Annotated in this window: 11 protein-coding genes, 1 tRNA gene and 1 pseudogene; 5 read left to right on the top strand and 8 right to left on the bottom strand. The window is 40.7% G+C overall.

Annotated features, from left to right (window positions below; genetic code table 11):
* Window positions 1-79: 79 nt before the first annotated feature.
* The 7 genes from FTV37_RS07325 to FTV37_RS07295 all read right to left on the bottom strand — a co-directional run bounded on the left by FTV37_RS07325 (window position 80) and on the right by FTV37_RS07295 (window position 6,572).
* Window positions 80-535, bottom strand: coding sequence for a DUF962 domain-containing protein (locus FTV37_RS07325; protein WP_180063405.1), 456 nt, complete (start codon window positions 533-535; stop codon window positions 80-82).
* A gap of 152 nt (window positions 536-687) precedes the next feature.
* Entirely contained in the window at window positions 688-1,302 is a 615-nt protein-coding gene (locus FTV37_RS07320) for a septal ring lytic transglycosylase RlpA family protein (protein ID WP_078190310.1), read from the bottom strand.
* 286 nt (window positions 1,303-1,588) lie between these two features.
* Entirely contained in the window at window positions 1,589-2,590 is a 1,002-nt protein-coding gene (gene mltB / locus FTV37_RS07315) for a lytic murein transglycosylase B (protein WP_180003226.1), read from the bottom strand.
* 790 nt (window positions 2,591-3,380) lie between these two features.
* Window positions 3,381-4,031 carry a hypothetical protein gene (locus FTV37_RS07310; protein WP_078190308.1) on the bottom strand — a complete coding sequence of 217 codons (651 nt, stop codon included), beginning with the start codon at window positions 4,029-4,031 and terminating at the stop codon, window positions 3,381-3,383.
* A gap of 17 nt (window positions 4,032-4,048) precedes the next feature.
* On the bottom strand, window positions 4,049-4,867 hold the full coding sequence (queF, locus tag FTV37_RS07305) for an NADPH-dependent 7-cyano-7-deazaguanine reductase QueF (RefSeq protein ID WP_180063404.1): 819 nt from the start codon (window positions 4,865-4,867) through the stop codon (window positions 4,049-4,051).
* The gene (locus tag FTV37_RS07300) at window positions 4,867-5,640 is read right to left on the bottom strand and encodes an ABC transporter permease (RefSeq protein ID WP_078190306.1); all 774 of its coding nucleotides are present in this window, start codon (window positions 5,638-5,640) and stop codon (window positions 4,867-4,869) included. The genes queF and FTV37_RS07300 overlap by 1 nt, the downstream gene beginning before the upstream one ends.
* Window positions 5,637-6,572 carry an ABC transporter ATP-binding protein gene (locus tag FTV37_RS07295; RefSeq protein WP_111883996.1) on the bottom strand — a complete coding sequence of 312 codons (936 nt, stop codon included), beginning with the start codon at window positions 6,570-6,572 and terminating at the stop codon, window positions 5,637-5,639. Before FTV37_RS07295 ends, FTV37_RS07300 begins: the two co-directional genes overlap by 4 nt.
* A gap of 188 nt (window positions 6,573-6,760) precedes the next feature.
* Between FTV37_RS07295 and FTV37_RS07290 the strand changes: the two genes are divergently transcribed.
* The 5 genes and pseudogenes from FTV37_RS07290 to FTV37_RS07270 form a co-directional block, all read left to right on the top strand.
* A tRNA-Arg gene (locus FTV37_RS07290) sits at window positions 6,761-6,836 on the top strand.
* 468 nt (window positions 6,837-7,304) lie between these two features.
* On the top strand, window positions 7,305-9,119 hold the full coding sequence (atzF, locus tag FTV37_RS07285) for an allophanate hydrolase (protein ID WP_180063403.1): 1,815 nt from the start codon (window positions 7,305-7,307) through the stop codon (window positions 9,117-9,119).
* A 19-nt stretch (window positions 9,120-9,138) separates the two neighbouring features.
* The gene (uca, locus tag FTV37_RS07280; protein WP_180007653.1) at window positions 9,139-12,738 is read left to right on the top strand and encodes an urea carboxylase; all 3,600 of its coding nucleotides are present in this window, start codon (window positions 9,139-9,141) and stop codon (window positions 12,736-12,738) included.
* A 2-nt stretch (window positions 12,739-12,740) separates the two neighbouring features.
* A complete protein-coding gene (locus FTV37_RS07275; RefSeq protein WP_180063402.1) occupies window positions 12,741-13,430 on the top strand; it encodes a GntR family transcriptional regulator in 690 nt (229 codons plus the stop codon).
* Window positions 13,431-13,589: 159 nt separating this feature from the next.
* Window positions 13,590-13,991, top strand: a pseudogene (locus FTV37_RS07270) (guanosine-3',5'-bis(diphosphate) 3'-pyrophosphohydrolase); the annotation flags it as partial.
* A 703-nt stretch (window positions 13,992-14,694) separates the two neighbouring features.
* Here FTV37_RS07270 and FTV37_RS07265 read toward each other — a convergent pair.
* Window positions 14,695-15,390: a pirin-like bicupin family protein gene (locus FTV37_RS07265; RefSeq protein WP_180063401.1), complete on the bottom strand. Its 696-nt coding sequence runs from the start codon at window positions 15,388-15,390 to the stop codon at window positions 14,695-14,697.
* Between the last annotated feature and the right edge of the window lie 100 nt (window positions 15,391-15,490).

Below are 15,490 nucleotides of genomic sequence, written 5' to 3'. Positions count from 1 at the left end.
CAATAGGGTTTTAAGCATCGAATATGAAGAAAACCGATGTGGAAGAAGTGAAAAAGAGATCTATGAAATTAATCATGCTTTAAATGCTCTTTATTTGCGATTTATGGCGTGCTTTCCAATTACCAAGTACTTTTCCTGCAAATGTATCTAAACACCAAATAGGGCCAATGAGGAGGAATTGGAGATCTTTGAAAAAAGAGGGCTTTTTACCTTCAATTTTATGGCCATAAAATTGACCAATCCATGCGAATACAAAGAGCGTGATATAAAAGCCATATCCAACTGGTAACACCCAAATTAGCCATGCCATGATTAACGTTAACGCGGCCATTGCAACAGCAAGCACAATGTCTAAACGTGCGTAAAAGATAAATGCTAAGGCAAGTAAGACAGCAGTAAGTAGCGCGCTAAAATGTGCCAATATGCCAACGATTGAAAAATAAATCGTGGGTACGCAAATCCAGTGAATCATTTTATTGGTTTTATTTTGATGACTTTCGCTGTATTCATCAAACCATTCGTTGATTGTTTTCATGATAGTCCTTAATCATGGGGAAAGACTCTAATATAAACAAGAATGGGGGAAGGGTCAAAATCAGGGTTACTGAAGATTAGAAAGGCTAAGAGGCTACAAATAAAAAACCACGCTAGGCGTGGTCTGTTAAATGCAGTCACTTCATTGGAGAATTAAGAATTTGGACCGTCTACGCGTTCAATGCTCACATTTGCAGTACCGGCACTGGTAATACCCAATTGCTTAGCAGCGCCATAAGATAAATCGAGAACACGGTTGCCATGGAATGGACCACGGTCATTTACTTTTACCACGACGCTTTTACCATTATTGCGATTCGTAACACGAATAAAACAATTAAGTGGCAGGCTACGATGTGCTGCTGTAAGTGCGTTCATGTCAAACGTTTCACCGCTTGCTGTTTTACGACCGTGGAATTGACGACCATACCAAGAAGCAGTACCTGTTTGAGTGAACTTACGAACAGTATTCGAAGCGACAGTGTTTAACTTTTCAATCACTGAAGGCTCATCTTCAGGGATTTCGATTTTAGCAGCGATGGTTTGACGACGAATTTTATCGCCAGAACGCTCAGTGATTGAAAGGCTACTTAAATTCGTAAAGTTTGAATTGAAGCTTTGAGCTTCTTTATTCAATACACGAGCTGCAAGACGCGAGTTGTCATTATCATGATTGAATGATGACGACTGAACCATCTCAGCTTGTGACTGACTTAGCGCAACTGCCGTGGCAACCGCTAAGGCATATTTAATAATTGATGACTGCATTGTTTATCTCCCAATGGCATATTTACTGGTTCAACTAAGTCGCTGATATCCATGTAAACACGTCTGATATTTCACTTTTGCAACTACATTTAACGAGATGGATAATATTCATGCCATCGATAGGCTGTCTAGTGTTTAATTAAAATACTTTGAAAATGTCTAAAAAATTAACAATAGTTGGTTGAAAAATAATCAATAATGTAACAAGGTGTTTAAAATGCCGAATAAATACTCATTTTGATGAAAATATTTGTTGACTTTTTTGCTCTATATTAAAAAACCAGTCTTATCGACTGGTAACTTCAGTGCCTAAAAGCCATAGCGCAGTCGCATACATACGGCTTTTGTTATAGGTTGTAATGACCTGAAAATTTGGATAAGTGATGTAATAAATTGGTCCATAACTATCTTGCAATTGGATGACATTGACCAAATCGAGATCATCGATTTTTACCAATGGATTCATAGGGGTTACACCTTGAGCCTTGAGTACACCATAGGGTGTTGGCTGGTTTAAATCCTTTGCAATAATAGCATCTGGGTTGTTTCCACTATAGCGAGCAGCAAAAGCAATCGGTTGATTACGCTGCCAACCATAATTTGCTAGATAATTTGCAATTGAACCAATGGCATCGACAGCCGAATTACGCAGGTCAACATGACCATTGCCATCGTAGTCCACACCAAATTTTGGAATGTTACTTGGCATAAATTGAGGATAACCCACAGCACCAGCATATGAACCGACGACAGAGTTGGTTGGAACACCATCTTTATATGACCAAGCAATCAGTGCAGCAAGTTCATCTTGGAAATATTGCGCACGGCGTTCATAGCCAAAACCAAGGGTCGCCAAAGCATCACGGGTGATAAAATTACCTTTATTGCTGCCGTAGCCTGTTTCAACACCCAAAATGCCTAAAATCACGGATTGAGGCACACCAAATTGTTGTTCTGCACGATTTAAAGTGTCGGCATACTGATTTTTGAAGCGAACACCGCGTTGAATTGTACTTTCAGCTAAAAAGTTGGTTTTGTATTGGTACCAAGGCTTTGATTCGCCTGGTCTATTCATAATGCTAATAATGTTGGGTAGGTTTTTACTACCTTGCATTGCCCAATCAATTTGATTTTCACTCAGACCATAGGTTTGCATTGCATTTTGTTTAAAGCTCGCATATGCCGGATGAGATTGGAAGTCGTTGGCCTGACAAAAACTAGTCAGTGAAAGTGAACCGGCCATAATGGCAATATGTGTTAGTTTTTTATAAAAATTTCGATTTAGCATAAATAAAAAATTTCCAGTTGCTTTAGCGATGAGTATGAACAAAATTTCGAGGGGCAAAGATCCTGAAAATTGTGATGACCTTCTGGTTTCATAGCTCATTAAAGGTAAAGGTTACCAATAGCAACTAAGATACCACTGACAGTGCATGCTTTCATAAATAGATATACAAAAAAAGACAAAGCAAGGGGTTTTTTCGCAGTTAACATATTGAAAAGTGACATATTCATTTACATAACTTGCAAAAATTCACAAATCATTTGAAATAAGATGACTCTAAAACTCATGCGTCATAAAAACGCAGAACGAATAAACTTTTATAGCGTTACTAAATGCTGTTTATGTAGCTACGAATGTTGCAGTGTGTGATCTAAAAACTAAGAGGCAGGATTAGAAAAGTACAGGTCTAAAAAGACCCATGTGAAGGTGGTGGTTTATTCACCTCATTGGTGTTTTCGTTAACGCTTCAAAGCACTTGAAAAGGTTGCTATATAAAGTAGAAATATAGACTGAATGATAAAAAAGAAAGAGATTGGATTTTAAAATGGACGCATTGAAATTTAAGCCAAAATGACGGCAAACATTAAAATTTGATCTGTAATCAGGTTCTTTCTTTTCTGTGTGTATTTTTCAAAATTGTACATATAAATATACTGCCTTGTAATAGGGATCGTTTCAAATCCTAGAACTGAATTTGTATGACTATATATAGTCATTATTTTGAGATTCGATTTTATGAGTTTAGCCATAAAAAAAAACCTAGCCGAAGCTAGGTTTTGACGAATAGCGCGATTTACTTGTTAAACATCGCATCATGTGCTTCTGCAAGGGCACCTAGCTCTTCTTTGGTTAGATTTGGGAAAATCTTATCAATCGCGATATGAATTGCTTTAATCACGGCAGAAGAACCGATATCGGCTGCTTTACGTTTAATCATGCCTAAATCGAGTGTTTTATTAAAGTCATTCATAAAATGACGTACTGCAGCTTCAGCAAACTGTTTATACAGCTCACCAAAAGCAGCTTTATTGACATCTACACCTGATTTAATTTCGGCATAACTGTTTTTAAGGTTAGTGACCAGTCCAGCATCTAAGCTCAGACCTACACGATGAGCGCCGACTGTGTCCTGAAATAAACTTCGTTCTGAAAATTCAATGGATTGTTTCACCACATCATTCGGAGATTTACCCAGTAGCTGCTTTAACAATACAGCGACTGTTGATTTGACATAGCCAGCCAGTTTTTCTGCTGTGTCGCGCTTGTCGCTTGCAGGAAACAGATGAACAGGAGCTAATATAGTTGCACCAATGATTTCTTCATTAATCAGCAAAGCTGTTTTATCACGTAAAGGATAAAGTGGTTCACTCGAATTTTTTTTCGCGTGACCAGTTTGGATACTGCTTAGAAGTTCCTCAGAAGGAATAAAACCAAAAAATGGCATCACTAACCTCAATTTTTTTATTGTCGCGCCAATCGAATGGGGCGAGGCATCCATGTTAAATCCGATACACGACAAGGGTTGATATCCAATCCACCACGGCGTGTATAGGCAGCATATACCATCAGCTGACTTGGTTTTAAATGTTGCCAAATATCGGCAAACATTTGCTCCACACATTGTTCGTGGAAACCATTATGCTGACGGTAAGAAATAATATAAGCCAGAATACTACGATAACAAGGCTTAGTGCCTTTATACCTTATAAATACCGTTCCCCAATCAGGTTGACCCGTGACTGGACAGTTACTTCTTAATAAATGTGAATAAAGTTGAATTTCAACTTCATCTTGCGCTGCATCTTCATCTAACGAGAGTAAATCTGCATTTGGATGATTTTCTAACTGGGTGGGTTCTAAGTCATCAATACAGATGCCTTGCGGTTTTGAAATTTCAACTTCATCAACATGAAATAGATCAATAGTCACAGCGGCATTGGCTGCAGCAGATAAGTCTTTTTCAACGGTTGCTTTAAACGCTGCCTGAGAATCAAATTTGGTAAAGTTCATACTATTAAAGTAGAGCTTTAAAGATTTCGATTCGATGAGGTTGTCTGAACTTGCAGGCAAAGTTAAACGGCCAATAGCGACTTGAGGCACACCAGAAGCATTTAACCAAGAAATTTCAAAAACATGCCACCAGTCTGTACCTTGGCGGATGCCTTCCACATGGGCATATTGTTCACGTGCAGTGGCACGTGCAATCGGAAACAGAATATCGGGTTGATATTCTGTAGGGTAGTTGGTGTCTTTACCTAAAAGGGATTGTTCTACACTCATTATTCACGCATTCCTGAACCACGAGAAAGTAAATGATACGCCACGCCATAAAGTACAACGCAACATGCAGTAATAACTGTCAGTGAAATGCCGACATTCACATCGCTATGACCTAAAATACCGTAGCGGAATGCATTGACCATATACACGACAGGGTTGATTAAAGAGAGATTTTGCCAAAAAGGACTCAGTGATGAGATGGCATAGAAAACACCGCCTAAATAAGTCAGCGGAGTCAGGACGAAAGTCGGGATAATCGAAATGTCGTCAAAAGATTTTGCATAAACAGCATTAATAAATCCGCCAAGAGAAAACAGCAGCGAAGTAATGAGAACTGTATATATAGTTACGAAGATATTGGTCAGGTGTAATTCAGTAAAAAATAGGCTCATCGCAGTGACAATAAAGCCGACTAAAACACCACGGCAAACACCACCGATCACATAACCCCAAAGCACCATGTGTAACGGCACCGGGCTCATGATTAATTCTTCGATGCTTTTTTGAAATTTTGCACTAAAGAAACTTGATGACACATTGGCATAGCTGTTGGTAATGACTGCCATCATAATTAAGCCGGGTACGATGAACTGCATGTAGCTAAAACCACCCATTTGCCCAATGCGTGAACCGACTAAATTACCGAAAATCACAAAGTACAAACTCATGGTGATCGCCGGTGGAAGAAGGGTTTGCGGCCAAATACGCATGAAACGGCGAATTTCTTTATACACTAAGGTGTAGAGGGCAATACACAGTTGGTTAAAATTCATTGTGCTGCACCTTCAAGATTTTTTTCGACCATACGGACAAACAGTTCTTCTAGTCGGTTAGATTTATTACGCATACTACGAACCTGAATACCTTGAGATTCCATGAGTTGGAATAGATCATTTAAGGTATGGGCTTTATCCATAGTGACCTCTAAAGTGACGGGGTCAACTAAGTTGAAACGGACACCAATAATTTCAATATGGATCGGTTCAATGGGTTCGGCTAGATCGAAAATAAATGTTTCTTCATTCAACTGACTGAGGAAACCTTTCATGCTGGTGTCTTCTTTAATCACACCACGATCAATAATTGCGATTCGACGGCACAACATTTCAGCTTCTTCTAAATAGTGTGTCGTTAAAATAATGGACGTGCCTTTTTCGTTCATTTCAGTGAGGAAATCCCACATCGAACGGCGTAGTTCAATATCAACACCAGCAGTCGGCTCATCTAAAATCAGCAGTTTAGGTTCATGCATCATGGCACGAGCGATCATTAAACGGCGTTTCATACCGCCCGATAGCATGCGTGCTTGGGTGCTACGTTTTTCCCAAAGGCCAAGCTTTTCTAAATATTCCTCTGCACGTTTCTCTGCTATCTTTTTAGAAATACCGTAATAACCAGCTTGAGTCACCAAAATATCAAATGTTTTTTCAAATTGACCAAAGTTAAATTCTTGAGGTACAACGCCCAAACACTGCTTTGCATGCGAGGGATGGGTATCTAAATTGTGCCCAAAAATTTCGACAGTACCTGAAGTTTTACGGGTAAGTGAACTGATAATACTAATCGTGGTAGATTTTCCTGCACCATTGGGACCTAAAAGTGCATAAAATTCACCTTCGGGTACTGTTAAATCAATACCTTTAAGCGCCTGAAACCCATTTTTATAGGTTTTTGACAGCTGCTTTAACGTTAGTGCATCAGTCATAAATAATTCACTCTATAAATAGTGTGAGTATTGTGCGATATCGGGGCAAATAAACCAAGTAAATCGTATGGAATTCTGCATTTTATAAATAGAACGTTGTATAAAGCTTAAGCAGAAAAAAGCCTAACATCTATATAGTTGCTTTACCTTACAGTTTTTTTTGTTATGATGTGCGCAATCCAAAATAAGCGCTCATAGCTCAACTGGATAGAGTACAGGTCTCCGAAGCCTGTGGCGTGGGTTCGAGTCCCGCTGAGCGCACCATTTTTTAGTTTTGATTGTTGAACTAAATTTTGCGAATCAATAGCTTTTATTATTACTACTTTTCTATTCAACCCGATCAATCTCAAAGCCCAATATTGCTTTAGCCATCATTGATGTATCTTTTTCTATATATAAAATTCAAAATATTTCTCAGTTCTTTTTATTCTAAGTTCAAAGTCATACAAAACATCTAAATTGAAAGCTTATAAAGAGTGAAAATAGAAAGTTCACTGTATTTATATCTGCATCTAAATGAAAAGAATCTATTGAAAACACGATTATAAAAGTCATGCACCAAAATAGTGGAGCTTGGAAACTTAATAGAACATTTATCCTTTTGTACTGGCTAAATAAAATAGGCAAATGATTGATAAAATATATTAAGATATTGAAAAATAAATAATAATTAGAGTTGGCATGATGTGTGCAACACAGTATTCAAACTTGGATACAAGAATGAGCACATCAATGAACTCAATAAAAACTTTAGGCTGGACCTTAGCGGAATGGAAAGCGGCCTACACGAATAACACAATTCAACTTGAAGACTTATATGCCTTGGTCGAGCAATTTGATCGCGTAGACCCAGCATGGATTTCCATTGCATCTATAGAGCAATTAACTGCGCAGATTGAAGCTTTAAAACAAATTGAAAATGCTACGGCCTTACCTTTATTTGGTGTGCCTATTGCAGTGAAAGATAATATTGATGTGGTGGGCTTTGCATCGACGGCTGCGTTTAAATTATTTACGGACATTAAAACTGAAGATGCCTCTGTGGTGCAGCGCTTAAAACAAGCAGGTGCCATCATTGTAGGTAAAACCAATTTAGATCAATTCGCTACTGGTTTAGTCGGTACGCGTTCGCCATTTGGTGCCGTGCCGAATACTGTTAATCCTGACTATGTAAGCGGTGGTTCAAGCTCTGGTTCAGGCAGTGTAGTAGCACGTGGTTTAGTCCCGATTGCACTCGGTACAGATACTGCAGGTTCAGGACGAATCCCTGCAGCTTTCAATAATATTGTCGGTTTAAAGCCGACCAAAGGTCGCTTTTCAAATACAGGCTTATTGCCTGCCTGTAAGAGCTTAGATTGTATTTCAATTTTTGCCTTAACCGTCGCTGATGCAACTGCAGTGGCAGAAGTTATGGAAGGTTTTGATGTAACCGACAGCTATTCACGTGTGAACCCAGCAACAGCGCCTGCAAAGTTCAGCGCACAATTAAAGTTAGCCATTCCAAAACAGTTAGAATTTTTTGGCGATGCTCAATCTGCTGATGCATTTCAGCAAGCACTAACTGAATTAAAAAACTTAGGTGCAGTACTAACTGAAATTGATTTCAGTCCTTTTGCAAAATTGGCTGCACAACTGTATCAAGGGTCATGGGTAGCAGAGCGTACGGCAGCCGTAGCTGAAATTTTAGACAGCCATGCAGATGACTTTGATCCAACAGTTTTAGAAATTATTCAAAAAGGGCAGCAGTACACTGCGGTGGATGCTTATAACGCCGAATATTTAAAGCAAGATTTGGCACGCCAAATTCAGCAAACCTTAGCGCAATTTGATGCTTTAGTGGTGCCAAGTTCGCCAACCATTCACACACTGGCTGAAATGGCAGAAGCGCCAATTGAAAATAATAGCCACTTTGGCACCTATACCAACTTTACTAATTTAGCTGACCTCAGTGCCATCGCTGTACCTACAGGCTTTCGTGCCGACGGGCTGCCTTTTGGAATCACATTCATTGCGCCGGCTTGGCACGATACGGCTCTAGCAGACTTTGCAGAAAAATGGCAAAAGCACCTGCAATTATCGCTGGGTGCAGTAGCTAAAACATTGCCTGACGCAGCTTCAGTCATTTCTGCACCATCAGCACAGCATTTTCGTGTTGCTGTTGTAGGCGCACATCTCACAGGTATGCCACTCAATTTCCAACTGACAACACGCCAAGCCGTGCATGTTGAAACCACAACCACTTCTGCTGATTACACTCTTTATGCACTGCCGGGCACAGTACCGCCGAAACCAGGTTTAGCGCGTCAGGAAGCGGGTCAAAAAATTATTGTCGAGCTTTGGGATATTCCAAAAGCACGCTTTGGTGAATTTGTCGCCGAAATTCCAACACCACTAGGTATGGGCAATGTCGAGCTTGCCGATGGACGTTGGGTGAAAGGCTTTATTTGTGAACCTTATGGCCTAAACGGTGCAAAAAATATCAGTGAATTTGGCGGCTGGCGCGCTTATATCCAATCACTGCAAGCAACAACAGCAAAATCAAATTAAAAAAATCGGGGAAATAATCATGTTTAAAACAGTTTTAATTGCAAACCGTGGTGAAATTGCTGTTCGTGCGATTCGTACTCTAAAAAAATTAGGTGTGAAATCTGTTGCCGTGTATTCAGAGACCGACCGTTATGCACAGCATGTGTTAGATGCAGATGTAGCGGTTTCACTTGAAGGTGTTAAACCTGCAGAAACTTATTTAAGTATTGAAAAATTGATTCAAGCAGCCAAACAAACTGGCGCTGAAGCAATATTTCCCGGTTATGGTTTTTTATCTGAAAGTGCCGACTTTGCCCGTGCATGTGAGGAAAATAACATTGCTTTTATGGGGCCAACGGCTGAACAAATTTTAGAGTTTGGTTTGAAGCATCGTGCACGTGAATTGGCTGCGGCCGCCAATGTACCCATGACACCAGGCACAGGTTTATTGGCAAGTTTGGATGAAGCACTCGCATCTGCTGCAGAGATTGGCTATCCAATCATGCTGAAAAGCACCGCAGGTGGTGGCGGAATTGGTTTAACCCGCTGTGATGATGAACAATCATTAAAAGATGCGTATGAAAGTGTAAAGCGTCTAGGCGAGCAATTCTTTAAGGATGCAGGTGTTTTCCTCGAACGTTTTGTCGATAAAGCCCGTCACGTAGAAGTACAAATTTTTGGTGATGGTTTAGGTCAAGTCGTTGCCTTTGGGGAGCGCGATTGTTCATTGCAGCGCCGTAACCAAAAAGTCGTTGAGGAAACACCTGCACCGCACTTACCAGAAGCAACCCGTCAAAAATTGCACCGTGCTGCTGTAGAGCTTGGTCAATTGGTGAAATACCGCAGCGCAGGTACGGTTGAGTTTATCTATGATGCTGCCCGTGATGAAGTGTATTTCCTTGAAGTGAATACCCGTTTGCAGGTTGAACACCCAGTCACTGAAATGGTGACGGGCTTAGACCTGATTGAATGCATGCTGAAAGTGGCGGCAGGTGATGCTTTAGATTGGGAAAAACTCAGCAATATTCAACCCAATGGTGCTGCCATTGAAGTGCGAATTTATGCGGAAGATCCAGTGAAAAACTTCCAGCCAAGTCCGGGTGTGTTGACGGATGTGTATTTCCCTGAAGATATTCGTGTGGATACTTGGGTGTCTACAGGTACTGAAATTTCACAATATTTTGACCCGATGATTGCCAAAATTATTGTGCATGCTGCAGACCGAGACAGTGCGATTGCCAAGTTAAAAACAGCCTTGGCTGAAACCCGCTTGAATGGCATCAGCACCAACTTAGACTATGCGCATACCGTAGTGTCTGATGCACGCTTTGAAAATATGCAAATTTGGACACGCCTGCTGGATGATTTTAAATATGTGCCAAATGTGATTGAGGTGCTGCAACCAGGTACACAAAGTACGATTCAGGATTATCCGGGGCGTGTGGGCTATTGGGATATTGGTGTACCGCCATCAGGCCCAATGGATGATTATGCATTTCAGTTGGCCAATCAAGTTGTGGGTAATCCAAAATCGGCAGCAGGCTTTGAATTTACCTTACAAGGACCAAGTCTTAAATTTCATGCCAACAGCATCGTAGCCTTAGCAGGTGCGCCATGCAGCGCGGCTCTAGATGGAGTAAATGTCGATTTTTGGCAGCCGATCAACATCAAAGCTGGGCAAACTTTGGTACTAGGACAAGTTGAATCGGGTTGCCGTACATATCTTGCAATCCGCAATGGGTTAAATGTACCTAAATATCTAGGCAGTCGTTCAACCTTTGCATTGGGTAATTTTGGCGGTCATGCAGGGCGAGTGCTGCGCGCAGGCGACATGATTAAAATGGTCAACCCTAGCCTGCCTTTGGATGGATTGGAAATTGCTACAGCAGCACCACAAGCTTTGGCAGCAGAGCGTATTCCAAGCTATGGCAAAGAATGGAAAATTGGCGTGCTGTATGGTCCGCATGGTGCACCCGATTTCTTTAAACCTGAATATATTGAAGAATTCTTTGCTTCAACATGGAATGTGCACTTTAATTCAAACCGTTTAGGTATTCGCCTAACAGGTCCGACACCAAGCTGGGCACGTGAAAATGGCGGTGAAGCAGGTTTACATCCATCCAATGTGCATGATTGTGAATATGCCATTGGGGCGATTAACTTCACCGGTGATTTCCCTGTGATTTTGGCTAAAGATGGCCCAAGCCTCGGTGGCTTTGTTTGCCCAGTAACCATTGCCAAAGCAGAACTTTGGAAGATTGGTCAGCTTAAAGCAGATGACAGCATCAGTTTCTATCCGATGAGTGTTGAACAAGCCAATGCCTTGGAAGTTCAACAAATTGCCGATATCCAAAACTTTGCTCAAGCACCTGAAGCAAAACAGGCGGCAACTTTTGAATGTAAGCCAGAAGGGATATTGGCAGTGCGTGAAGCAGATGCGTATGCGCCGAAAGCTATATATCGTCAGGCAGGTGACAGTTACATCTTGCTGGAATATGGCGAAAACGTTCTCGACCTTGCATTGCGCTTACGTGTTTATCGACTGATGCAGCTGATTCGTGAAGCGAATATTGATGGCATCTTAGAGCTTTCACCAGGTGTACGTTCACTGCAAATTAAATATGATGGATTGCGTTTCAGCCAAGCGAATTTGATTCAGTTCTTATTGGGTCTCGAAAATGAGATGGGCGATTTGAGCCAAATTAAAATTCCATCCCGTATTATTCACTTGCCGATGGCATTTGAGGATTCGGCAACTTTAGGTGCTGTGGAACGTTATCAAGAAAGTGTCTGTGCCAAAGCGCCATGGTTGCCAAATAACGTCGATTTCATTCAGCGTATTAATGGCTTAGACAGCCGTGAGCAAGTCAAAGACATCATTTTCGATGCAAATTACTTAATTTTAGGTTTGGGCGATGTGTATTTAACTGCACCTTGTGCAGTGCCAATTGATCCGCGTCATCGTTTGCTCAGCTCGAAATATAACCCTGCACGTACTTTTACTGCAGAAGGCACAGTGGGTATTGGCGGTATGTACATGTGTATCTATGGCATGGACTCACCAGGCGGTTATCAATTGATTGGCCGTACACTGCCTATTTGGAATAAGTTTAAAAAGAACAAACAGTTTGGCGATCAGCAATGGTTCTTACGCTTCTTTGATCAAATTAAATATTATGAAGTAACCGAAGCTGAACTGGATCAATTCCGTGCTGACTTTGCCAATGGTGTGGCGGAAATCAAAATTGAAGAAACTGAATTTGATTTTGCAGCCTATCAAGCCTTTTTAGAAACAGAAAAGGACAGTATTACCGAATTTAAAGCGCAGCAGCTGCAGGCATTTACAACTGAAGTTGAACGCTGGAAAGATGAGTTTGATGCGCCTGCGGAAATGGAAATCCTGCAAGATGATACCGACTATAGCCAGTATGCAGCCTTGAATGCATCGATGACCGGCAACATTTGGAAAATTTTTGTCGAAGCGGGACAGTCTGTGAAGAAAGGTGAGACTGTAGCCATTATTGAAGCGATGAAAATGGAGCTTCCAGTCTATGCCGATGATGATGGTATCGTGAAAGCGATTATCTGCCGTGCAGGACAAACGGTACATAGCGGTGAGCCGCTGGTTTATATGGAATAAACATGACCACAACCACCATTGTTGGGAAAAGCTCAGACAACTTGTCTGAGCTGGTTTTCCAAAAAATAAAAAACGATATTTTTGATTTCCAGCTCAAACCGGGCGCACGTTTTACCGAATCTGAAATTGCCGAGTTGTATGAAGTGAGCCGTACACCCGTACGTCAGGCTTTATACCGTTTACAGCAAGATGGCTATGTAAGAGTACATTTTCGTAGCGGTTGGGAGGTGAAGCCGCTGAACTTTAAAGCTTATGAAGAACTGTATGATTTGCGGATTTTGCTTGAATGCTATGCCATTGAGCAGCTCTGCAAAATGGAAACAGAACAACTCAAACAGGCTTTACAAGACTTGGTGAATCTGTGGTGTATTCAGCCTGAGCAGTATTTGCATGATTTAAAAACTTTATCGATGCAAGATGAAGCATTTCACTGTCAATTGGTTGAAGCAATAGGCAATAGTGAAATAGCAAAGGTGCATCGGGATGTGAGTGAAAAAATCCGTATTATTCGACGTTTAGATTTTTCTAAAGATTATCGAATTGAAGCCACTTATGCAGAGCATCAACAAATTTTACAATTGATCTTTGGACATAATGTGACAGCGGCATTGGAGAAAATGCGCAGCCATATTCAGCAAAGTAAAGAAGAGGTGAAAAAAATTACTTTGGAAATGTTGGCGCGAATGGCATAGAAGTATTTGCAAAAGATCTACCTCACGATAATTCACGGTAGATATGTATTTTACGAGTCAATCTGTGTCGTTCGAGTAGCGCTTAGAGTTACAAATATCTGTATTCATTGGTTAATATGATGGAGAAAAATAAAAAAGACCACGAAGGGGAGATTCTTTATTTCAACTTTAGAAAATGCGATTTCTTTGGCGACTGAACGCCATTTCGGACAAGTCGATAAAGCGGGACAAGCCTATATTCAACATCCACTTCGTGTGATGCAAAATGTGCAACATCCCGACGCTAAAATCGTCGCTGTATTACATGACATTTTAGAAGATACTGCGACAACGACGGATGAGCTTCGTGCTATGGGTTTTCAAGCGCATATTATTGACGCGATACTGGCACTGACTAAAACAGCAGGTGAGAACCGATTTCAAGCTGCGCAGCGTACTGCTAAAAATGCAATAGCGTGTGAAGTAAAACTCAGTGATTTACACGACAATATGGATTTATCCCGCCTAACAACGGTCACAGCAAAAGATCGACGTCGTTATCAACAATATTTAAAAGTTAAATGTAGATTAGAGCGTGCTTGGAGAATCCATTTACATCTGATCGAATTAAATCTAACAACAGATTATCCGAGATTTCAATTTCAATGTTCACAGCAAAATTTTCAGTATCTGCTCAATGCGATGTTTGATCTGGAACATTCATTAGGTGGTATTCAGATTGGAAGTCCACAGGAATGGTGGAATTTATTTGAAGGTGTCAGCGCATATTTTGCATATTGCCAAAGAAAGGGAGTGGTTCCTAACCAAGCAACGTTCTTCGATTTAATTTTAACCACAGATCGGGACTATTTCGGGGGCATCTTTCAAATTGAACAAGATCGGCAATTATTTGCCTCTATGTTTGGCGTCTTTATGCAAAATCATTTTTATCGCGTGGAAACTGAAGGCTGATTAGATAGATTGCATCAGCAATAGAATAAAATCACCTTTGATTGATGAATTTTATCTAAATGTTGAGCTACTGAGCGTCATTTAAAAACATCTCAAAATGCTTGATTTCGAGACTTTTAAAGTGATTCCATCCATTGACATCTCCAATGAAACATTTGGCCATGCTTGCTGAACCTTATGCCTCAATCCTACATGGCATCATGGTGGCTGCAGGATTTATCATTCCGTCTTTGTGTTGATGTGGTTGTATAAACGCAGTGAACGCCTAAGCCAAGCGGCATAAAAAAAGCCCTCACATTTGAGGGCTGTTTTGTTATTTTACTTCGGGTAAATCAAACCAAATCACTTGAGCATCTTCAAGCGCTTCAATTTGGCTATCTTCTAAGAACGCAATTGCACCACCAGCTTCAACTTTATGTTCAGCAATTTGCACTGAACCTGAAATAACATGAATATAGTTGATATGCTGCGTTGCATGGATGTCTAAAGCTTGACCATTAGTCAAAAATGCAGATTTAACTTCCGCCTGCTGACGAATATGCATAGCTGCATTGTCATTTGGACCGACAATTAAATGCCATTGATTGGGTTGATCACGTGGATCACATTTAATTTGTTGATAGGTCGGTTCAGCATCACGTTCATTTGGAACGATCCAAATTTGTAGTAAATGCACATCTTCATCACCTTGGTTCATTTCGCTATGGCGCACACCTGTACCTGCGCTCATGAGCTGCCATTCACCCGCAGAAATGCCACCATGGTTGCCCATGCTGTCTTTATGCGTAATGGTGCCTTTTAACACACAGGTTAAAATTTCCATGTTGTCATGTGGGTGTTGACCAAAACCTTCATGGGCTGCAATTAAGTCATCATTAATTACACGAAGCGCACTAACGCCCATGTATTTCGGGTCATACCAGTTACCAAAAGAAAAGCTGTGTTTAGACTCAAGCCAGCCCATTTTTACGTGACCACGGTTTTCACTTGGATGTAAAAAAGCATTCATGGCATTCATCCTTATCTTAATTATTGAACATATGCCTATTTTAGGATTGAACTAAATCGGGATATATAGTTTTTTAGCGACAATTCATCCTATTTTTGCA

This window comes from Acinetobacter sp. YH16042, assembly GCF_013417245.1.
Classification (GTDB): Bacteria; Pseudomonadota; Gammaproteobacteria; order Pseudomonadales; family Moraxellaceae; genus Acinetobacter; species Acinetobacter amyesii.
Note: the sequence above shows the minus strand (reverse complement) of the source record. Positions and strands in the feature narration are given on the sequence as shown.